Annotated in this window: 9 protein-coding genes, 4 tRNA genes and 5 rRNA genes; 2 read left to right on the top strand and 16 right to left on the bottom strand. The window is 54.0% G+C overall.

Annotation, left to right across the window (positions count from 1 at the left end):
• Window positions 1–38: 38 nt before the first annotated feature.
• The 11 genes from RHP75_RS05525 to ilvC all read right to left on the bottom strand — a co-directional run bounded on the left by RHP75_RS05525 (window position 39) and on the right by ilvC (window position 13,157).
• A 23S ribosomal RNA gene (locus tag RHP75_RS05525) occupies window positions 39–2,929 on the bottom strand.
• Window positions 2,930–3,173: 244 nt separating this feature from the next.
• A tRNA-Ala gene (locus RHP75_RS05520) sits at window positions 3,174–3,249 on the bottom strand.
• A gap of 31 nt (window positions 3,250–3,280) precedes the next feature.
• A tRNA-Ile gene (locus tag RHP75_RS05515) sits at window positions 3,281–3,357 on the bottom strand.
• Between the two features lie 65 nt (window positions 3,358–3,422).
• A 16S ribosomal RNA gene (locus RHP75_RS05510) occupies window positions 3,423–4,959 on the bottom strand.
• Between the two features lie 374 nt (window positions 4,960–5,333).
• A 5S ribosomal RNA gene (gene rrf, locus RHP75_RS05505) occupies window positions 5,334–5,449 on the bottom strand.
• 138 nt (window positions 5,450–5,587) lie between these two features.
• A 23S ribosomal RNA gene (locus RHP75_RS05500) occupies window positions 5,588–8,478 on the bottom strand.
• Between the two features lie 244 nt (window positions 8,479–8,722).
• Window positions 8,723–8,798, bottom strand: a tRNA-Ala gene (locus RHP75_RS05495).
• A gap of 31 nt (window positions 8,799–8,829) precedes the next feature.
• Window positions 8,830–8,906, bottom strand: a tRNA-Ile gene (locus RHP75_RS05490).
• 65 nt (window positions 8,907–8,971) lie between these two features.
• Window positions 8,972–10,508: ribosomal RNA gene (locus tag RHP75_RS05485) — 16S ribosomal RNA — on the bottom strand.
• Together the 16S, 23S and 5S rRNA genes with 4 tRNA genes alongside form the textbook arrangement of a ribosomal RNA operon.
• Before the next feature lie 663 nt (window positions 10,509–11,171).
• The gene (gene pssA / locus RHP75_RS05480; RefSeq protein WP_167147880.1) at window positions 11,172–11,984 is read right to left on the bottom strand and encodes a CDP-diacylglycerol--serine O-phosphatidyltransferase; all 813 of its coding nucleotides are present in this window, start codon (window positions 11,982–11,984) and stop codon (window positions 11,172–11,174) included.
• A 156-nt stretch (window positions 11,985–12,140) separates the two neighbouring features.
• On the bottom strand, window positions 12,141–13,157 hold the full coding sequence (ilvC, locus tag RHP75_RS05475) for a ketol-acid reductoisomerase (RefSeq protein ID WP_160088600.1): 1,017 nt from the start codon (window positions 13,155–13,157) through the stop codon (window positions 12,141–12,143).
• A 125-nt stretch (window positions 13,158–13,282) separates the two neighbouring features.
• Between ilvC and ilvY the strand changes: the two genes are divergently transcribed.
• The gene (gene ilvY / locus RHP75_RS05470; RefSeq protein ID WP_311090830.1) at window positions 13,283–14,164 is read left to right on the top strand and encodes an HTH-type transcriptional activator IlvY; all 882 of its coding nucleotides are present in this window, start codon (window positions 13,283–13,285) and stop codon (window positions 14,162–14,164) included.
• A gap of 87 nt (window positions 14,165–14,251) precedes the next feature.
• On the opposite strand, the gene ilvN is transcribed toward ilvY, so the two are convergent.
• On the bottom strand, window positions 14,252–14,743 hold the full coding sequence (gene ilvN / locus RHP75_RS05465; RefSeq protein ID WP_090256033.1) for an acetolactate synthase small subunit: 492 nt from the start codon (window positions 14,741–14,743) through the stop codon (window positions 14,252–14,254).
• A gap of 2 nt (window positions 14,744–14,745) precedes the next feature.
• Complete coding sequence (locus tag RHP75_RS05460) at window positions 14,746–16,470, bottom strand: acetolactate synthase 3 large subunit (protein ID WP_160088604.1); 1,725 nt, start codon at window positions 16,468–16,470, stop codon at window positions 14,746–14,748.
• Window positions 16,471–16,877: 407 nt separating this feature from the next.
• Here RHP75_RS05460 and RHP75_RS05455 point away from each other — a divergent pair, with 407 nt between their 5' ends.
• A complete protein-coding gene (locus tag RHP75_RS05455) occupies window positions 16,878–17,321 on the top strand; it encodes a DUF4124 domain-containing protein (protein ID WP_311090828.1) in 444 nt (147 codons plus the stop codon).
• 15 nt (window positions 17,322–17,336) lie between these two features.
• On the opposite strand, the gene RHP75_RS05450 is transcribed toward RHP75_RS05455, so the two are convergent.
• Genes RHP75_RS05450 through mrcB form a run of 3 tightly spaced genes read right to left on the bottom strand, consistent with a single transcriptional unit; the run spans window position 17,337 to window position 20,699 of the window.
• Window positions 17,337–17,666 (bottom strand): YqcC family protein, encoded by a 330-nt coding sequence (locus RHP75_RS05450; RefSeq protein WP_311090826.1) that lies wholly within the window; start codon window positions 17,664–17,666, stop codon window positions 17,337–17,339.
• Window positions 17,666–18,364, bottom strand: a complete 699-nt coding sequence (locus RHP75_RS05445) for a tetratricopeptide repeat protein (RefSeq protein ID WP_311090825.1) — start codon at window positions 18,362–18,364, stop codon at window positions 17,666–17,668. The genes RHP75_RS05450 and RHP75_RS05445 overlap by 1 nt, the downstream gene beginning before the upstream one ends.
• Window positions 18,365–18,380: 16 nt before the next feature.
• Window positions 18,381–20,699, bottom strand: a complete 2,319-nt coding sequence (gene mrcB / locus RHP75_RS05440; protein ID WP_311090824.1) for a penicillin-binding protein 1B — start codon at window positions 20,697–20,699, stop codon at window positions 18,381–18,383.
• Window positions 20,700–20,709: the final 10 nt, after the last annotated feature.

Genomic DNA, 20,709 nt, shown 5'->3' with positions numbered 1-20,709 from the left:
CATAGAGACACACAAACATCAAATTGTTTGGGTGTTATATGGTCAAGCCTCACGGGCAATTAGTATTGGTTAGCTCAACGCCTCACAGCGCTTACACACCCAACCTATCAACGTCGTAGTCTTCGACGGCCCTTTAGGGAACTCAAGGTTCCAGTGAGATCTCATCTCGAGGCAAGTTTCCCGCTTAGATGCTTTCAGCGGTTATCTTTTCCGAACATAGCTACCCGGCAATGCCACTGGCGTGACAACCGGAACACCAGAGGTTCGTCCACTCCGGTCCTCTCGTACTAGGAGCAGCCCCTCTCAAATCTCAAACGTCCACGGCAGATAGGGACCGAACTGTCTCACGACGTTCTAAACCCAGCTCGCGTACCACTTTAAATGGCGAACAGCCATACCCTTGGGACCGGCTTCAGCCCCAGGATGTGATGAGCCGACATCGAGGTGCCAAACACCGCCGTCGATATGAACTCTTGGGCGGTATCAGCCTGTTATCCCCGGAGTACCTTTTATCCGTTGAGCGATGGCCCTTCCATACAGAACCACCGGATCACTAAGACCTACTTTCGTACCTGCTCGACGTGTCTGTCTCGCAGTCAAGCGCGCTTTTGCCTTTATACTCTACGACCGATTTCCGACCGGTCTGAGCGCACCTTCGTACTCCTCCGTTACTCTTTAGGAGGAGACCGCCCCAGTCAAACTACCCACCATACACTGTCCTCGATCCGGATAACGGACCAGAGTTAGAACCTCAAGGTTACCAGGGTGGTATTTCAAGGATGGCTCCACGCGAACTGGCGTCCACGCTTCAAAGCCTCCCACCTATCCTACACAAGTAAACTCAAAGTCCAGTGCAAAGCTATAGTAAAGGTTCACGGGGTCTTTCCGTCTAGCCGCGGATACACTGCATCTTCACAGCGATTTCAATTTCACTGAGTCTCGGGTGGAGACAGCGCCGCCATCGTTACGCCATTCGTGCAGGTCGGAACTTACCCGACAAGGAATTTCGCTACCTTAGGACCGTTATAGTTACGGCCGCCGTTTACCGGGGCTTCGATCAAGAGCTTCGCGTTAGCTAACCCCATCAATTAACCTTCCGGCACCGGGCAGGCGTCACACCCTATACGTCCACTTTCGTGTTTGCAGAGTGCTGTGTTTTTAATAAACAGTCGCAGCGGCCTGGTATCTTCGACCGGCATGGGCTTACGCAGTAAATACTTCACCCTCACCGGCGCACCTTCTCCCGAAGTTACGGTGCCATTTTGCCTAGTTCCTTCACCCGAGTTCTCTCAAGCGCCTTGGTATTCTCTACCTAACCACCTGTGTCGGTTTGGGGTACGGTTCCTAATTACCTGAAGCTTAGAAGCTTTTCCTGGAAGCATGGCATCAACCACTTCGTCATCTAAAAGATAACTCGTCATCAGTTCTCGGCCTTGAACGCCCGGATTTACCTAAGCATTCAGCCTACAACCTTAAACACGGACAACCAACGCCGTGCTGGCCTAGCCTTCTCCGTCCCTCCATCGCAGTAATTAGAAGTACGGGAATATTAACCCGTTTCCCATCGACTACGCATTTCTGCCTCGCCTTAGGGGCCGACTCACCCTGCGTCGATTAACGTTGCGCAGGAAACCTTGGTCTTTCGGCGTGGGAGTTTTTCACTCCCATTGTCGTTACTCATGTCAGCATTCGCACTTCTGATACCTCCAGCAAGCTTCTCAACTCACCTTCACAGGCTTACAGAACGCTCCTCTACCGCTCAACTTACGTTGAACCCGTAGCTTCGGTGTATGGTTTGAGCCCCGTTACATCTTCCGCGCAGGCCGACTCGACTAGTGAGCTATTACGCTTTCTTTAAAGGGTGGCTGCTTCTAAGCCAACCTCCTAGCTGTCTAAGCCTTCCCACATCGTTTCCCACTTAACCATAACTTTGGGACCTTAGCTGACGGTCTGGGTTGTTTCCCTTTTCACGACGGACGTTAGCACCCGCCGTGTGTCTCCCGTGCTGACACTTGCTGGTATTCGGAGTTTGCATCGGTTTGGTAAGTCGGGATGACCCCCTAGCCGAAACAGTGCTCTACCCCCAGCAGTGATACACGAGGCGCTACCTAAATAGCTTTCGAGGAGAACCAGCTATCTCCGAGCTTGATTAGCCTTTCACTCCGATCCACAGGTCATCCGCTAACTTTTCAACGGTAGTCGGTTCGGTCCTCCAGTTAGTGTTACCCAACCTTCAACCTGCCCATGGATAGATCGCCCGGTTTCGGGTCTATACCCAGCGACTAAACGCCCTATTAAGACTCGCTTTCGCTACGCCTCCCCTATTCGGTTAAGCTCGCCACTGAATATAAGTCGCTGACCCATTATACAAAAGGTACGCAGTCACCCAACAAAGTGGGCTCCCACTGCTTGTACGCATACGGTTTCAGGATCTATTTCACTCCCCTCTCCGGGGTTCTTTTCGCCTTTCCCTCACGGTACTAGTTCACTATCGGTCAGTCAGTAGTATTTAGCCTTGGAGGATGGTCCCCCCATATTCAGACAAAGTTTCTCGTGCTCCGTCCTACTCGATTTCATTGATAAGAGAATTTCGTGTACGGGGCTATCACCCACTACGGCGGCACTTTCCAGAGCCTTCCACTATTCTCAAATCAACTTAAGGGCTAGTCCCCGTTCGCTCGCCACTACTAAGGGAATCTCGGTTGATTTCTATTCCTCAGGGTACTTAGATGTTTCAGTTCCCCTGGTTCGCCTTACACACCTATGTATTCAGTGTGTAATAACCAGCTTATGCTGGCTGGGTTCCCCCATTCAGAGATCTCCGGATCAAAGTCTGTTTGCCGACTCCCCGGAGCTTATCGCAGGCTACAACGTCTTTCATCGCCTCTGACTGCCAAGGCATCCACCGTATGCGCTTCTTCACTTGACCATATAACCCCAAGCAATCTGGTTATTGTCTCTAACGTGAAGACGACATTCGCCGAAAATTTGCAATTGAGAACTACAAATTTTACCTTGACCAAATTAATTACCAGTGAAAGTAATCAATCAGTCACTTCTATCACATACCCAAATTTTTAAAGAACGATTTTCTTACTGGTCAAAGACCAGAAATCAACATTCATCTGCTTTAGCAGGAACGCTCATTTCTGAACTCTCAACGAGGCTGTATATGGTGGAGCCAAGCGGGATCGAACCGCTGACCTCCTGCGTGCAAGGCAGGCGCTCTCCCAGCTGAGCTATGGCCCCATATTCTTACAAGGCCAAACCCCACAACAATTGGTGGGTCTGGGCAGATTCGAACTGCCGACCTCACCCTTATCAGGGGTGCGCTCTAACCAACTGAGCTACAGACCCAATCGTCTTTCTCAATGAATCAAGCAATTCGTGTGGGAACTTATGAAGAAGCTGAAGTCTTCGATTAAGGAGGTGATCCAGCCGCAGGTTCCCCTACGGCTACCTTGTTACGACTTCACCCCAGTCATGAATCACACCGTGGTAACCGTCCCCCTTGCGGTTAGACTAGCTACTTCTGGTGCAACCCACTCCCATGGTGTGACGGGCGGTGTGTACAAGGCCCGGGAACGTATTCACCGTGACATTCTGATTCACGATTACTAGCGATTCCGACTTCACGCAGTCGAGTTGCAGACTGCGATCCGGACTACGATCGGTTTTATGGGATTAGCTCCACCTCGCGGCTTGGCAACCCTTTGTACCGACCATTGTAGCACGTGTGTAGCCCTGGCCGTAAGGGCCATGATGACTTGACGTCATCCCCACCTTCCTCCGGTTTGTCACCGGCAGTCTCCTTAGAGTTCCCACCATAACGTGCTGGTAACTAAGGACAAGGGTTGCGCTCGTTACGGGACTTAACCCAACATCTCACGACACGAGCTGACGACAGCCATGCAGCACCTGTGTCTGAGTTCCCGAAGGCACCAATCTATCTCTAGAAAGTTCTCAGCATGTCAAGGCCAGGTAAGGTTCTTCGCGTTGCTTCGAATTAAACCACATGCTCCACCGCTTGTGCGGGCCCCCGTCAATTCATTTGAGTTTTAACCTTGCGGCCGTACTCCCCAGGCGGTCAACTTAATGCGTTAGCTGCGCCACTAAGAGTTCAAGACTCCCAACGGCTAGTTGACATCGTTTACGGCGTGGACTACCAGGGTATCTAATCCTGTTTGCTCCCCACGCTTTCGCACCTCAGTGTCAGTATCAGTCCAGGTGGTCGCCTTCGCCACTGGTGTTCCTTCCTATATCTACGCATTTCACCGCTACACAGGAAATTCCACCACCCTCTACCGTACTCTAGCTCAGCAGTTTTGAAAGCAGTTCCCAGGTTGAGCCCGGGGATTTCACTTCCAACTTACTGAACCACCTACGCGCGCTTTACGCCCAGTAATTCCGATTAACGCTTGCACCCTTCGTATTACCGCGGCTGCTGGCACGAAGTTAGCCGGTGCTTATTCTGTCGGTAACGTCAAAGCAGCAACGTATTAAGTTACTACCCTTCCTCCCAACTTAAAGTGCTTTACAATCCGAAGACCTTCTTCACACACGCGGCATGGCTGGATCAGGCTTTCGCCCATTGTCCAATATTCCCCACTGCTGCCTCCCGTAGGAGTCTGGACCGTGTCTCAGTTCCAGTGTGACTGATCATCCTCTCAGACCAGTTACGGATCGTCGCCTTGGTGAGCCATTACCTCACCAACTAGCTAATCCGACCTAGGCTCATCTAATGGCGCGAGGCCCGAAGGTCCCCCGCTTTCTCCCGTAGGACGTATGCGGTATTAGCGTCCGTTTCCGAACGTTATCCCCCACCACTAGGCAGATTCCTAGGCATTACTCACCCGTCCGCCGCTCTCAAGAGAAGCAAGCTTCTCTCTACCGCTCGACTTGCATGTGTTAGGCCTGCCGCCAGCGTTCAATCTGAGCCATGATCAAACTCTTCAGTTCAATACTGCTTGGGTTTTGAAAAAACCCTAAACTTAGCTCAGCAATCGACAAAAAACTCTCAAATTAACGAGTGTTACTTGTGATGCTGATAATCTTGCGACTAGCAGTCTTACCTCACAAGCACCCACACGAATTGCTTGATTCAGTTGTTAAAGAGCGGGTGGTTAAGTCTTTCGTCTCAACCGAGGCGCGCATTCTACAGCAGCCTCATCTTCCGTCAAGCTATTTTTCGAAGTTCCTTTCAGAAAAAGTTCTTTCTACTCAACCACTTGCATTACATCTTTTCAGCACTGGCCTTGATCACTCAAAACTTCATGCTTGTACTAATAGTAAAACCCCCGATCGTTTTCACGATCGGGGGTTTTGGTATAGGTGCTTGACGATGACCTACTCTCACATGGGGAAACCCCACACTACCATCGGCGATGCATCGTTTCACTTCTGAGTTCGGGATGGGATCAGGTGGTTCCAATGCTCTATGGTCGTCAAGCGATTCAGCTGAGATGTCGCGCTGCTTTCGCGGCTCGCTACCTCGAATTGGGTATGTGATGTGTTTTGTAGTTGTGCAAATTTTCGGCTGTTGCAGTCTTCATAGAGACACACAAACATCAAATTGTTTGGGTGTTATATGGTCAAGCCTCACGGGCAATTAGTATTGGTTAGCTCAACGCCTCACAGCGCTTACACACCCAACCTATCAACGTCGTAGTCTTCGACGGCCCTTTAGGGAACTCAAGGTTCCAGTGAGATCTCATCTCGAGGCAAGTTTCCCGCTTAGATGCTTTCAGCGGTTATCTTTTCCGAACATAGCTACCCGGCAATGCCACTGGCGTGACAACCGGAACACCAGAGGTTCGTCCACTCCGGTCCTCTCGTACTAGGAGCAGCCCCTCTCAAATCTCAAACGTCCACGGCAGATAGGGACCGAACTGTCTCACGACGTTCTAAACCCAGCTCGCGTACCACTTTAAATGGCGAACAGCCATACCCTTGGGACCGGCTTCAGCCCCAGGATGTGATGAGCCGACATCGAGGTGCCAAACACCGCCGTCGATATGAACTCTTGGGCGGTATCAGCCTGTTATCCCCGGAGTACCTTTTATCCGTTGAGCGATGGCCCTTCCATACAGAACCACCGGATCACTAAGACCTACTTTCGTACCTGCTCGACGTGTCTGTCTCGCAGTCAAGCGCGCTTTTGCCTTTATACTCTACGACCGATTTCCGACCGGTCTGAGCGCACCTTCGTACTCCTCCGTTACTCTTTAGGAGGAGACCGCCCCAGTCAAACTACCCACCATACACTGTCCTCGATCCGGATAACGGACCAGAGTTAGAACCTCAAGGTTACCAGGGTGGTATTTCAAGGATGGCTCCACGCGAACTGGCGTCCACGCTTCAAAGCCTCCCACCTATCCTACACAAGTAAACTCAAAGTCCAGTGCAAAGCTATAGTAAAGGTTCACGGGGTCTTTCCGTCTAGCCGCGGATACACTGCATCTTCACAGCGATTTCAATTTCACTGAGTCTCGGGTGGAGACAGCGCCGCCATCGTTACGCCATTCGTGCAGGTCGGAACTTACCCGACAAGGAATTTCGCTACCTTAGGACCGTTATAGTTACGGCCGCCGTTTACCGGGGCTTCGATCAAGAGCTTCGCGTTAGCTAACCCCATCAATTAACCTTCCGGCACCGGGCAGGCGTCACACCCTATACGTCCACTTTCGTGTTTGCAGAGTGCTGTGTTTTTAATAAACAGTCGCAGCGGCCTGGTATCTTCGACCGGCATGGGCTTACGCAGTAAATACTTCACCCTCACCGGCGCACCTTCTCCCGAAGTTACGGTGCCATTTTGCCTAGTTCCTTCACCCGAGTTCTCTCAAGCGCCTTGGTATTCTCTACCTAACCACCTGTGTCGGTTTGGGGTACGGTTCCTAATTACCTGAAGCTTAGAAGCTTTTCCTGGAAGCATGGCATCAACCACTTCGTCATCTAAAAGATAACTCGTCATCAGTTCTCGGCCTTGAACGCCCGGATTTACCTAAGCATTCAGCCTACAACCTTAAACACGGACAACCAACGCCGTGCTGGCCTAGCCTTCTCCGTCCCTCCATCGCAGTAATTAGAAGTACGGGAATATTAACCCGTTTCCCATCGACTACGCATTTCTGCCTCGCCTTAGGGGCCGACTCACCCTGCGTCGATTAACGTTGCGCAGGAAACCTTGGTCTTTCGGCGTGGGAGTTTTTCACTCCCATTGTCGTTACTCATGTCAGCATTCGCACTTCTGATACCTCCAGCAAGCTTCTCAACTCACCTTCACAGGCTTACAGAACGCTCCTCTACCGCTCAACTTACGTTGAACCCGTAGCTTCGGTGTATGGTTTGAGCCCCGTTACATCTTCCGCGCAGGCCGACTCGACTAGTGAGCTATTACGCTTTCTTTAAAGGGTGGCTGCTTCTAAGCCAACCTCCTAGCTGTCTAAGCCTTCCCACATCGTTTCCCACTTAACCATAACTTTGGGACCTTAGCTGACGGTCTGGGTTGTTTCCCTTTTCACGACGGACGTTAGCACCCGCCGTGTGTCTCCCGTGCTGACACTTGCTGGTATTCGGAGTTTGCATCGGTTTGGTAAGTCGGGATGACCCCCTAGCCGAAACAGTGCTCTACCCCCAGCAGTGATACACGAGGCGCTACCTAAATAGCTTTCGAGGAGAACCAGCTATCTCCGAGCTTGATTAGCCTTTCACTCCGATCCACAGGTCATCCGCTAACTTTTCAACGGTAGTCGGTTCGGTCCTCCAGTTAGTGTTACCCAACCTTCAACCTGCCCATGGATAGATCGCCCGGTTTCGGGTCTATACCCAGCGACTAAACGCCCTATTAAGACTCGCTTTCGCTACGCCTCCCCTATTCGGTTAAGCTCGCCACTGAATATAAGTCGCTGACCCATTATACAAAAGGTACGCAGTCACCCAACAAAGTGGGCTCCCACTGCTTGTACGCATACGGTTTCAGGATCTATTTCACTCCCCTCTCCGGGGTTCTTTTCGCCTTTCCCTCACGGTACTAGTTCACTATCGGTCAGTCAGTAGTATTTAGCCTTGGAGGATGGTCCCCCCATATTCAGACAAAGTTTCTCGTGCTCCGTCCTACTCGATTTCATTGATAAGAGAATTTCGTGTACGGGGCTATCACCCACTACGGCGGCACTTTCCAGAGCCTTCCACTATTCTCAAATCAACTTAAGGGCTAGTCCCCGTTCGCTCGCCACTACTAAGGGAATCTCGGTTGATTTCTATTCCTCAGGGTACTTAGATGTTTCAGTTCCCCTGGTTCGCCTTACACACCTATGTATTCAGTGTGTAATAACCAGCTTATGCTGGCTGGGTTCCCCCATTCAGAGATCTCCGGATCAAAGTCTGTTTGCCGACTCCCCGGAGCTTATCGCAGGCTACAACGTCTTTCATCGCCTCTGACTGCCAAGGCATCCACCGTATGCGCTTCTTCACTTGACCATATAACCCCAAGCAATCTGGTTATTGTCTCTAACGTGAAGACGACATTCGCCGAAAATTTGCAATTGAGAACTACAAATTTTACCTTGACCAAATTAATTACCAGTGAAAGTAATCAATCAGTCACTTCTATCACATACCCAAATTTTTAAAGAACGATTTTCTTACTGGTCAAAGACCAGAAATCAACATTCATCTGCTTTAGCAGGAACGCTCATTTCTGAACTCTCAACGAGGCTGTATATGGTGGAGCCAAGCGGGATCGAACCGCTGACCTCCTGCGTGCAAGGCAGGCGCTCTCCCAGCTGAGCTATGGCCCCATATTCTTACAAGGCCAAACCCCACAACAATTGGTGGGTCTGGGCAGATTCGAACTGCCGACCTCACCCTTATCAGGGGTGCGCTCTAACCAACTGAGCTACAGACCCAATCGTCTTTCTCAATGAATCAAGCAATTCGTGTGGGAACTTATGAAGAAGCTGAAGTCTTCGATTAAGGAGGTGATCCAGCCGCAGGTTCCCCTACGGCTACCTTGTTACGACTTCACCCCAGTCATGAATCACACCGTGGTAACCGTCCCCCTTGCGGTTAGACTAGCTACTTCTGGTGCAACCCACTCCCATGGTGTGACGGGCGGTGTGTACAAGGCCCGGGAACGTATTCACCGTGACATTCTGATTCACGATTACTAGCGATTCCGACTTCACGCAGTCGAGTTGCAGACTGCGATCCGGACTACGATCGGTTTTATGGGATTAGCTCCACCTCGCGGCTTGGCAACCCTTTGTACCGACCATTGTAGCACGTGTGTAGCCCTGGCCGTAAGGGCCATGATGACTTGACGTCATCCCCACCTTCCTCCGGTTTGTCACCGGCAGTCTCCTTAGAGTTCCCACCATAACGTGCTGGTAACTAAGGACAAGGGTTGCGCTCGTTACGGGACTTAACCCAACATCTCACGACACGAGCTGACGACAGCCATGCAGCACCTGTGTCTGAGTTCCCGAAGGCACCAATCTATCTCTAGAAAGTTCTCAGCATGTCAAGGCCAGGTAAGGTTCTTCGCGTTGCTTCGAATTAAACCACATGCTCCACCGCTTGTGCGGGCCCCCGTCAATTCATTTGAGTTTTAACCTTGCGGCCGTACTCCCCAGGCGGTCAACTTAATGCGTTAGCTGCGCCACTAAGAGCTCAAGACTCCCAACGGCTAGTTGACATCGTTTACGGCGTGGACTACCAGGGTATCTAATCCTGTTTGCTCCCCACGCTTTCGCACCTCAGTGTCAGTATCAGTCCAGGTGGTCGCCTTCGCCACTGGTGTTCCTTCCTATATCTACGCATTTCACCGCTACACAGGAAATTCCACCACCCTCTACCGTACTCTAGCTCAGCAGTTTTGAAAGCAGTTCCCAGGTTGAGCCCGGGGATTTCACTTCCAACTTACTGAACCACCTACGCGCGCTTTACGCCCAGTAATTCCGATTAACGCTTGCACCCTTCGTATTACCGCGGCTGCTGGCACGAAGTTAGCCGGTGCTTATTCTGTCGGTAACGTCAAAGCAGCAACGTATTAAGTTACTACCCTTCCTCCCAACTTAAAGTGCTTTACAATCCGAAGACCTTCTTCACACACGCGGCATGGCTGGATCAGGCTTTCGCCCATTGTCCAATATTCCCCACTGCTGCCTCCCGTAGGAGTCTGGACCGTGTCTCAGTTCCAGTGTGACTGATCATCCTCTCAGACCAGTTACGGATCGTCGCCTTGGTGAGCCATTACCTCACCAACTAGCTAATCCGACCTAGGCTCATCTAATGGCGCGAGGCCCGAAGGTCCCCCGCTTTCTCCCGTAGGACGTATGCGGTATTAGCGTCCGTTTCCGAACGTTATCCCCCACCACTAGGCAGATTCCTAGGCATTACTCACCCGTCCGCCGCTCTCAAGAGAAGCAAGCTTCTCTCTACCGCTCGACTTGCATGTGTTAGGCCTGCCGCCAGCGTTCAATCTGAGCCATGATCAAACTCTTCAGTTCAATACTGCTTGGGTTTTGAAAAAACCCTAAACTTAGCTCAGCAATCGACAAAAAACTCTCAAATTAACGAGTGTTACTTGTGACGCTGATAATCTTGCGACTAGCAGTCTTACCTCACAAGCACCCACACGAATTGCTTGATTCAGTTGTTAAAGAGCGGGTGGTTAAGCCTTTCGCCTCAACCGAGGCGCGCATTCTACAGCAGCCTCACCTTCCGTCAAGTGATTTTGAAAATTTCTTTTCAATCTCAACCACTTGCGCCTCCGATCAACATCTAGCTTCTCGTCAGCGGGAGGCGAATTCTACAGCGTTTCAAACCACTGTCAACTGCCTCTTTTACCGCTTTCGATCTACCTGACCGAACCTCTTCAGACTCAAATATCACCACCTGAAGAGGTGGCGCATTCTACGCAGCTTTCGCTGCTTTGCAACCCCTATTTTAAATATAACTTCTTGTTTTATAAGAAGTTTAAGGAGCTGCTTACGCCTGAAGAGCTGCGCATTATAGGGACAAAATAACCAAGGTCAATCGATTGTTATGCTTTTGTTTCAAAAGCCGCAAATTCAACAGCCACGACCACCCACCACCCGCGCCGCCCTCAGAAACGACAAAGCCGTTGAAGCTGACGCTTCAACGGCTTTGCCGGAACCACTGCGCTGTAACTACGCGCTATTGCCGCGACGTAGGCGCAGCAAGTACTGAATAGGCCCCGAGGCCGCGTAAGCCAGGAAGATGATCAGCAAAATCCGCGGCGGATCACTGAACACCACAGCAAACACCAACACCACCGCCAGGATTGCCACAAAAGGCACACGCCCTTTCAGGTCGAGATCCTTGAAGCTGTTGTACTTGATATTGCTGACCATCAGCATGCCGGCAGCAGCCACTAGGATTGCAACCACAAAGGCCATATTCGAGCCCTTGATACCGAAATCACTGAAGGCCCATACCGTGCCCGCCACCACACCCGCAGCAGCCGGGCTGGCCAGACCGATAAAGTAGCGCTTGTCGACGCTACCGATCTGCGTATTGAAGCGCGCCAAACGCAGCGCCGCCCCAGCTACATAGATGAAGGCAACCATCCAGCCGACCTTACCCATGCTGCCGAGCGCCCACTCAAACGCGAGCAAGGCAGGCGCCACACCAAAGGCGACCATATCGGACAGCGAGTCATACTCGGCGCCGAAAGCACTCTGGGTATTGGTCAATCGTGCGACACGACCATCCAGACCATCCAGCACCATGGCAACAAACACCGCAGCCGCAGCCACATAAAAGTTGCCGTTCATGGCATTGATGATGGCGTAGAACCCGGCAAACAGGTTGGCCGTGGTAAACAGGTTGGGCAGCAGATAAATACCGCGATGACGGACCTTGCGCCCTTCGGCGTCATGCCCCTCCTCTATATGCTCATCGATTGGCAGCAAACTTTCGGCGTCGACGGGAGACTGCGGCTCATCTGGACGTTCATTCATGAACAACACCTTGCAACGGATTTGGAGAATTTCGACAGACACTGACGATCAGGGTTCACGCCAGCACCCATGCAACACTCAGGCTTTATACCAGAAGCCTTGCCGCACCATGAAAAAACGCGGCCTTGGCCGCGTCTTTTCTTACGTCATAAAACCTTAGTTCTTGGCTTTGTCGACGATCTTGTTGGCACCGATCCACGGCATCATGGAGCGCAGTTGCTCACCGATGATTTCGATACCGTGAGCAGCGTTGTTACGACGCTTGGCAGTCATCGAAGGGTAGCCGGTTGCGCCCTCACTGATGAACATCTTGGCGTATTCGCCGTCCTGGATGCGCTTCAGAGCATTGCGCATGGCCTGACGGGACTCGGCGTTGATCACTTCCGGACCGGTCACGTACTCGCCGTACTCGGCGTTGTTGGAGATCGAGTAGTTCATGTTGGCGATACCGCCTTCGTACATGAGGTCAACGATCAGCTTCAGTTCGTGCAGGCACTCGAAGTAAGCCATTTCTGGCGCGTAGCCCGCTTCAACCAGAGTTTCAAATCCGGCTTTAACCAGCTCAACGGTACCGCCACACAGAACGGCCTGCTCGCCGAACAGGTCGGTTTCGGTTTCGTCTTTGAAAGTGGTTTCGATGATGCCGGTGCGACCGCCACCCACGCCAGCGGCGTAGGACAGAGCAACGTTCTTGGCGTTGCCGGAAGCGTCCTGATAGATAGCGATCAGGTCAGGGATACCGCCGCCCTTGACGAACTCGGAACGTACGGTGTGGCCCGGAGCCTTCGGCGCGATCATGATCACGTCGAGGTCAGCACGCGGCACAACCTGGTTGTAGTGAATCGCGAAACCGTGGGAGAAGGCCAAGGTAGCGCCCTTCTTGATGTTCGGCTCGATTTCGTTTTTGTACAGGGAAGACTGGAACTCGTCCGGGGTCAGGATCATGACCAGGTCGGCAGCAGCAACGGCGGAAGCAACGTCAGTCACTTTCAGGCCGTGGGCTTCAGCCTTGGCAACAGTGGCGGAGCCTTTGCGCAGGCCAACAGTTACATCAACGCCGGAATCTTTCAGGTTGCATGCTTGAGCGTGGCCCTGGGAACCGTAACCAATGATGGCAACTTTCTTACCCTGGATGATCGAGAGGTCACAATCTTTGTCGTAATAAACTTTCATGTTCTTGGCTCTTTTAATCGAAAAGGGATGGGGTGCATGCACCGCGACGAAGACACCTTAAGTGATCCGCCCCATTGCGTAAAATGATATATTTGCAACACAACATGCCGAGATTTGAAACGATCATGGATAGTCACGCACTCAGACTCTTTCTCTCCCTGGCCGACAACCTGCACTTCGGCAAAACCAGCCGCGAGCAACACGTCAGCCCTTCCGCACTCAGCCGCAGCATCAAGCAACTCGAGGACGAACTGGGCGCGCCACTGTTTCTGCGAGACAACCGTTCAGTGCGCCTGACCCGCGAGGGACAACAGTTCCGCGAGTATGCGAGCGAGGTTATGAATGGCTGGCAGGCCATCCGTCAGACCTTTAAGCAGGACCAGTTGATCCTGCACGGCGAGCTCTCCCTGTATTGCTCGGTAACCGCTAGCTACAGCTTCCTCTATGACATCTTGAGCAGCTTTCGCCAGGACTACCCACGCATTGAAATGAAGCTGCACACCGGCGACCCGGCCAAAGCCGTAGAGCGCGTGCAAGAAGGACTGGAAGACCTTGCCATCGGCGCCCGTCCTGACAGTTTGCCTGCTGGCGTCGCGTTTCAATCCATTGCTCGCTCCGCACTGTGCTTTATCGGCCCACTGTCACCCCAGCTGTTAACCGAGGAGCAACTGAAGCGCCCCGGCACGGACACCTGGAAAGACGTACCGATGATTCTCTCAGAAGAAGGCCTTGCCAGGACCCGCACCGATCGATGGTTAAAAAACCACAACATCAAACCGCGCATTTACGCCCAGGTGAGCGGCAATGAAGCCATCGTCAGCATGGTCAGCCTGGGCTTTGGCATTGGTGTGGTTCCGCAAATCGTACTCGACAACAGCCCGCTGACCGCACGTATCCGCATCTACGACACTCAGCCAGCGCTAACCGCCTACGATATTGGCCTGTTCGCGTTGGAGAAACGCCTTAAAGATCCGCTGATCAACGCATTCTGGAATCGCCAACGCTAAATTCTGACAGCGAGTCGCCTCCCAGAAACGCAAAAAACCCTCAGGAATCTCTCTCTGAGGGCTTTTCGTTTTATCAGTACAACGCAATCAGATGCTCAGCACCTTGTCGCCACGGGCAATGCCGGTAACGCCACTGCGCACGGTTTCCAGAATCGACGCAGTGCCGATGGCCTGGATAAAGCTGTCCAGCTTGTCGCTCGTACCAGCCAGCTGAATGGTGTACACGCTGCTGGTCACATCGACAATCTGCCCACGGAAGATGTCGGTGGTACGCTTGACTTCAGCACGTTGAGCTCCAGTCGCCTTGACCTTGACCAACATCAGCTCGCGCTCAACGTGAGCGCTTTCCGACAAGTCGACCAGCTTGACCACCTCAACCAGCTTGTTGAGGTTTTTGGTGATCTGCTCGATGACTTCATCATGACCCACAGTGGTCAACGTCAGACGCGACAGGGTCGGGTCTTCGGTCGGTGCCACAGTCAGGCTTTCGATGTTGTAGTTGCGTTGCGAGAACAGACCAACCACGCGGGACAATGCGCCGGGCTCGTTTTCCAGCAGCAGGGAAATAATGTGTCGCATGATTAGGTACGCTCCGTCTTACTCAGCCACATATCGCGCATTGCACCGTCTTTGATCTGCATCGGATAGACGTGCTCACTGGTATCAACCTGAATATCGAGGAACACCAGGCGATCTTTCATCGCAAAAGCCTCCTCCATCATCGGTTTTAGATCCTTGAGATCAGTGATGCGCATGCCGACATGGCCATAGGCCTCGGCCAGCTTGACGAAGTCCGGCAACGATTCCATGTAGGAATGCGAATGACGGCTACCGTAGTTCATGTCCTGCCACTGGCGCACCATACCCAGCGCACCGTTGTTCAGGTTGACGATCTTCACCGGCAAACCGTACTGCAGGCAGGTCGACAGCTCCTGAATGTTCATCTGGATGCTGCCTTCACCGGTTACGCAGGCGACTTCGTCATCCGGGAAGCTCAACTTGACGCCCATGGCCGCAGGGAAACCAAAGCCCATGGTGCCCAGGCCGCCGGAGTTGATCCAACGGTTCGGCTTGTTGAAGCGGTAGTACTGGGCAGCAAACATCTGGTGCTGGCCAACGTCGGAGGTCACAAACGCGTCGCCACCGGTGACTTCGGACAGAGTCTCGATCACGGTCTGCGGTTTGATGATGCTGCCGTCGCCCTTGTCGTAAGGGAACATGATGCGACCGCCGCGCCACTCCTCGATCTGCTTCCACCAGCTTGCCAGCGCATCCTTGTTTAGTTGCTCGCCGATCTCTTTAAGGATCGCGACCATCTCGGTCATCACGCTATCAACCGGACCGACAATTGGGATATCGGCCTTGATGGTCTTGGAGATGGAGGCCGGATCGATATCAACGTGGATGATCTTGGCATTCGGGCAGAACTTGCTCGCGCCGTTGATCACGCGGTCATCGAAGCGTGCACCAACAGCAAGGATCACATCGGCGTGGTGCATTGCCAGGTTAGCGGTGTAGCTGCCGTGCATGCCGAGCATGCCGAGGAACTGGCGATCTGTTCCTGGATAGCCGCCCAAGCCCATCAGGGTATTGGTGACCGGCAGGTTGAGCATCTGCGCCAGCTCAGTCAGCGGCGCTGCAGCACCACCCATGATCACGCCACCACCTGAGTAGATGACTGGACGCTTGGCCGTCAGCAGCAATTCAGCCGCCTTGCGGATCTGTCCGGAATGCCCGCGCAGGGCCGGGCTATAGGAACGCAGCTTGACCTTCTTCGGATAGACATACTCGAACTTCTCAGCCGGGTTGGTCATATCCTTCGGGATATCCACGACCACCGGACCTGGACGACCGGATTGCGCCAGATAGAAGGCTTTCTTCAAGACTTCTGGGATCTCCGAAGCATGCTTGATCATAAAGCTGTGCTTCACGATCGGCCGGGAGATACCGATCATGTCGGTTTCCTGGAAAGCATCAGTACCGACCATGGTGCTTGGCACCTGACCGGACAACACCACCATCGGAATGGAGTCCATATAGGCAGTGGCAATACCGGTAATGGCATTGGTTGCGCCAGGACCCGAGGTTACCAGCACCACACCGGCTTTACCGGTGGCGCGGGCATAGCCGTCAGCCATATGGGTTGCCGCTTGCTCGTGACGAACCAGGATGTGCTGCACTTCCGGCTCTTTGAACAGGGCATCGTAGATGTGTAGAAGAGCACCGCCTGGGTACCCATAGATGTTCTTAACACCTTCGTCACGCAAAAAGCGGACGACCATTTCAGCGCCGGATAAAAGCTCCACGTTGTTCACCTCTAAAACGCCAGAAAACCGCCCAACAAGGAGGACGGCCTAAGATAGGTTTACTGCCAGCAGAGCATGAGCGACGGTGGTCGCCGACTACGTCAGCTACAACTGAGCAAGTATTGGGAATACCCCAAAGTGTTGCGGGGTTTTCCCACCCAGCGCGAGGTAACGCGTTGCGGGTGTAACAGGTCGGCGCGGGTGTGCACCTCATGTCTACTGAGCTAAAGCCTGCTTGCGGCGGACTCCACTACAGCGAGCGTGGAATTGTTCGGATTCGGCGCTGCCAAGTCAAGCAATCCGTGATTGAATCTGCAATGTTCTGCTGTGACGCAGCGCAGGATGACGATTCGAACATTTTGGTTATAGTAGTGAGCAGGCACCGCAGCTCAATATAAGGAAACCGCATGCGCCGCATGATGATCACCAGCAGCTTGCTGCTCGCCATGAGCGCCACCGCCATGGCCAGCCAGGTTTACAAGTGGGTCGACGCTCAAGGCGTAACGCACTTCAGCGCACAACCGCCACAAGGCCAAGACGCCACCAGCATCAATACCGCAACACCGCCGCCAAAACCTGTTGCAGCAGAAGAGAAGAAAGCGGCACCGACCTTCGAAAGCATCGCCGACCCCGAGCAGGCGGCCATTGATGAGAAGGTCAAGCAAGAGGTTGCTGCCAAGGAAATAGAGCGCAAGAAGTATTGCGAAGACGTACGCACCAACCTTTCGCAGCTGCAGAACAACCCCCGCCTACGCATGGAAGTAGAGGGCGAACTGCGCCGTCTAAGCGAAGAAGAGCGCCAAAGTCGTATCAGCGCAGCGCAGAAGGCAATTGCGGAAAACTGCAAGTAAGCCAGTTGGCGCGACTCAGCTCGCGCCAACAATCAGCTGATCGAACTCGCCCAATAGCTTAATCAGTTCTCTAGCCTTTTTGGCCTGACCACCGTACACCTGCTCCGCCATCGGCTGAATCCCGGAAACACTAGGCAATGCTGCCCCGGCTTCCAGCATTTGTTTCATCCTCGGTAGAAATATCCACTGCAGCCACTGCTCGAACGCCAAGGTATCGACGCAGAACGGCTCCTGACTGGATAACGCCTGCGCACTGGGCGCCTGCATCTCCCACCAGCCGAGCAGGCGTAGTTCACGCTCGATCAGCAGCAACTGTTCTGCCACCGCAAGCACACGCGCATCCATTAGAGGTTAACTCGCGCCTGCTCACGGGCCTGCGCAGCACCGGCAGCATCGCCTTGACGCTCGCGCGCTTGAGCAATCAGGTTCCACAGGCTGGCCTGTAAAGCCGGACGACCGCTGGCATAGCTCAGGCCGCGACGGGCGAACTGTTCGGCCTGTGCAGCATCGCCCTGGGCCAGGCGAACCTCAGCCAGGCGGTACAGCACCTGCGGTTCACGCGGAGCAATACGCTGGGCACGCTCCAAGCTGGAAGCAGCACCATTCAGATCACCACCACCCTGCTGTTGCTGAGCCGTAGTCAACAAAGCCAGAACCGGACCATCCAGCTGCTCATCCATGGCCAAACCGCTGCCTGGAATGCCACTCGGCGCCGGCGCGGCATAACCGCCCTGAGTAGCTGCTGGCGGCGTAGCACTCCACGGCTGCGTGGAGACGCCAGTATCCAGCGGAGCATTACCGGCAGGGAACGACTGGATCGGCGCGGAACTACCGCCACCACCCGGCACCATCACTACCACGCCGGAGTCTTCCGGCAGGGCCTGAGGCTGTGTAACTGGAGCACCATAGCCGCCAGACGTACCTGACTGCGCACCAGCTACCGCAGTACCGCCTTCAACGACCGGAATCGAGCCGCGTGGCACACTGCTGCAACCAGCCAGCACCAGCGAAACCGTTACAGCTGGAATCAACCACTTATTCACGTCAAACCCTCTTCGCTTAATCCAACCAGCCGCGCACCCAATCCATCACTTCGTTGACCGGTGCCTGAATACCACAGGCCGGTCCGGCGACAGGCTGGCTGCCGCGAATATACGGCATCTGTACTGCATTCGGACAACTCGGGTCAGTACCCTGACCGCTACTGGCATCTACCCAGGCCTGCACCACGTTATCTGGCACGGGCATATCCAGCGGCAGTGGATCGGCCTTGCGCATAAAGTCCGTCCACACCTGCAGCGCCCCAGTCGCACCGGTCAGCGGCGTTGGGCCATTGTCATCACGCCCCAACCACACCACCGCCAGAACATCCTGACTGAAGCCGGCAAACCAGCTGTCGCGCGAGTCGTTACTGGTGCCGGTCTTGCCGGCCAAAGCCAGGGAACGCGGCAGTTGGCTGTAGACCGAACGCCCTGTGCCTTCTGACATCGTGCGCTGCATGGCGTTCTGCAGCAGGTAGATGGCACCGCTGTCGAAGCGCTGCTGAATCTGATACGGGTAACGTTTGAGCGGTTCACCCTCAGCCGTCAACACCGCACGAATACCCCGCAACGGCGTATTGAAACCGCCATTGGCCATGGTCTGGTACATATTCGCCACGTTTATCGGGCTCAGCCCACCCGCTCCCAATAACATCGATGGGTATGCTGGCCACTCCTGTTCGACACCTAGACGGTTAAGCGTTTTCAGCACTTCCGGCACACCGATTTCCAGCCCTAGCTTGGCGGTAGACAGGTTGTAAGAGTTGACCAAACCCTGGTACAGGTAAATGGTGCCATGGGCCTTGCGGTCATAGTTCTGTGGCCTCCACACCTGACCGTCCTGCCCCTTGATCGAGAACGGCTGATCTTCGAGCAAACTGGTCAGGGTGTACTGGCTCGGACGCTCCAGAGCCGTCAGGTAGATCGCCGGTTTGATCAGCGAACCAATCGGCCGGACCGCATCCAATGCCCGGTTGAAGCCGGCAAAGCGCGGCTGACGACTGCCAATAATCGCCTGCACCTCACCACTTTCCGGACTGGTCACCACCATCCCAGCTTCGACCTGATCCACCCCTTTGCGCCCGGATAGGCGTTTCAGGGTGTCGGCCAAGGCACTTTCGGCTTTGAGCTGCATGATCGGATCGAAGCTGGTGAAGATGCGCAGACCTTCTTCGGTCAGGTCCTGCTCCTGGTAATCCTCGCGCAGCTGGCGTTTGACCAGGTCAAGGAAGGCTGGGAACGAGCTGTCTGCCAAACTACCGCGCCGCGTGATACCCAATGGTTTCTGCTTCGCGGCATCCACTTCTTCAACACTGGCGACACCCTGTGCGGCCAGCACATCAAGCACCAGATTGCGCCGTTCCAGCGCCCGCTCCGGGTTGCGCCGCGGGTTGTAGTAGGTTGGCCCTTTGACCATACCGACCAGCAGTGCGACTTGATCAAGTTTCAACTCCGAGAGGGGCTGGCTGAAGAAGTATTGGCTGGCCAAGCCAAAACCATGCACTGCACGCTGGCCATCTTGGCCAAGGAAAACCTCGTTGAGGTAGGCCTCAAGAATGTCCTTCTTGTCGTAATGCAACTCCAGCAACACCGCCATCATGGCTTCGGTGGCCTTGCGAACCAGAGTGCGCTCGTTGGTCAGGTAAAAGTTCTTCACCAACTGCTGAGTCAGGGTACTGCCCCCCTGACGCAGCTGACCGGCAGTGGCGTTGATCCATACCGCGCGGGCAATGCCCTTGGGCGACACACCGAAGTGATTGAAGAACTCACGGTCTTCAATCGCCACCAGGGTTTCCACCAGATACGGTGGCACCTGTTCCAGCTTGATCAGCACACGATCTTCCTGATGCGCGGGGTACAAGCCGCCAATCAGTAACGGCTCAAGCCGCGCCACGGCCAGGTTGCCACCACCTGCCTGAGTCAGCCCTGCAACGTAATCGCCAGAAAAACGCACGCGCACGCGCTGCGACGGCTCGGTGCTTTCATAGAATTGAAAGCCGCGTGAATGCAGTTCGATATTGTTGCCCGCAACCGACACACCGCCGGGACCGGCCACCGCGTTTTCGCGGCGATAGCCCAAGGCATCCAGCTCTTTGAGGAAGTCGTCCTTGGCCAGTTTCTGCCCAACAAACAACTCCAGTGGCCTGGCGTACACCTTGGCGGGCACAGTCCAGCGCTTACCGGAGAATTTCTCCTGCACCACTGCATCGAGGTAAACCGCAAACACGGCGAGCACCACCAAACCAACCAAGCCGAGCTTGATAGCCCAGCCCAACCAGGGGCGCATACCGCCGGAACGGCGTTTAGAACGGGGACGGGAAGATCGGGTACGAGTCATGGCGCGGCAT

Origin of the sequence: Pseudomonas sp. SG20056 (genome assembly GCF_031764535.1) — a bacterium.
Taxonomy (GTDB): domain Bacteria; phylum Pseudomonadota; class Gammaproteobacteria; order Pseudomonadales; family Pseudomonadaceae; genus Aquipseudomonas.
The sequence above is the reverse complement of the archived record's forward strand: the minus strand, read 5'-3'. Positions and strand labels throughout refer to the sequence as shown.

What these genes read in the sequence shown, in the direction of transcription:
- pssA (WP_167147880.1), bottom strand. Translation starts at nt 11,984, where the DNA reads ATGAATGAACGTCCAGATGAGCCGCAGTCTCCCGTCGACGCCGAAAGT.
- ilvC (WP_160088600.1), bottom strand. Translation starts at nt 13,157, where the DNA reads ATGAAAGTTTATTACGACAAAGATTGTGACCTCTCGATCATCCAGGGT.
- ilvY (WP_311090830.1), top strand. Translation starts at nt 13,283, where the DNA reads ATGGATAGTCACGCACTCAGACTCTTTCTCTCCCTGGCCGACAACCTG.
- ilvN (WP_090256033.1), bottom strand. Translation starts at nt 14,743, where the DNA reads ATGCGACACATTATTTCCCTGCTGCTGGAAAACGAGCCCGGCGCATTG.
- RHP75_RS05455 (WP_311090828.1), top strand. Translation starts at nt 16,878, where the DNA reads ATGCGCCGCATGATGATCACCAGCAGCTTGCTGCTCGCCATGAGCGCC.
- RHP75_RS05450 (WP_311090826.1), bottom strand. Translation starts at nt 17,666, where the DNA reads ATGGATGCGCGTGTGCTTGCGGTGGCAGAACAGTTGCTGCTGATCGAG.
- mrcB (WP_311090824.1), bottom strand. Translation starts at nt 20,699, where the DNA reads ATGACTCGTACCCGATCTTCCCGTCCCCGTTCTAAACGCCGTTCCGGC.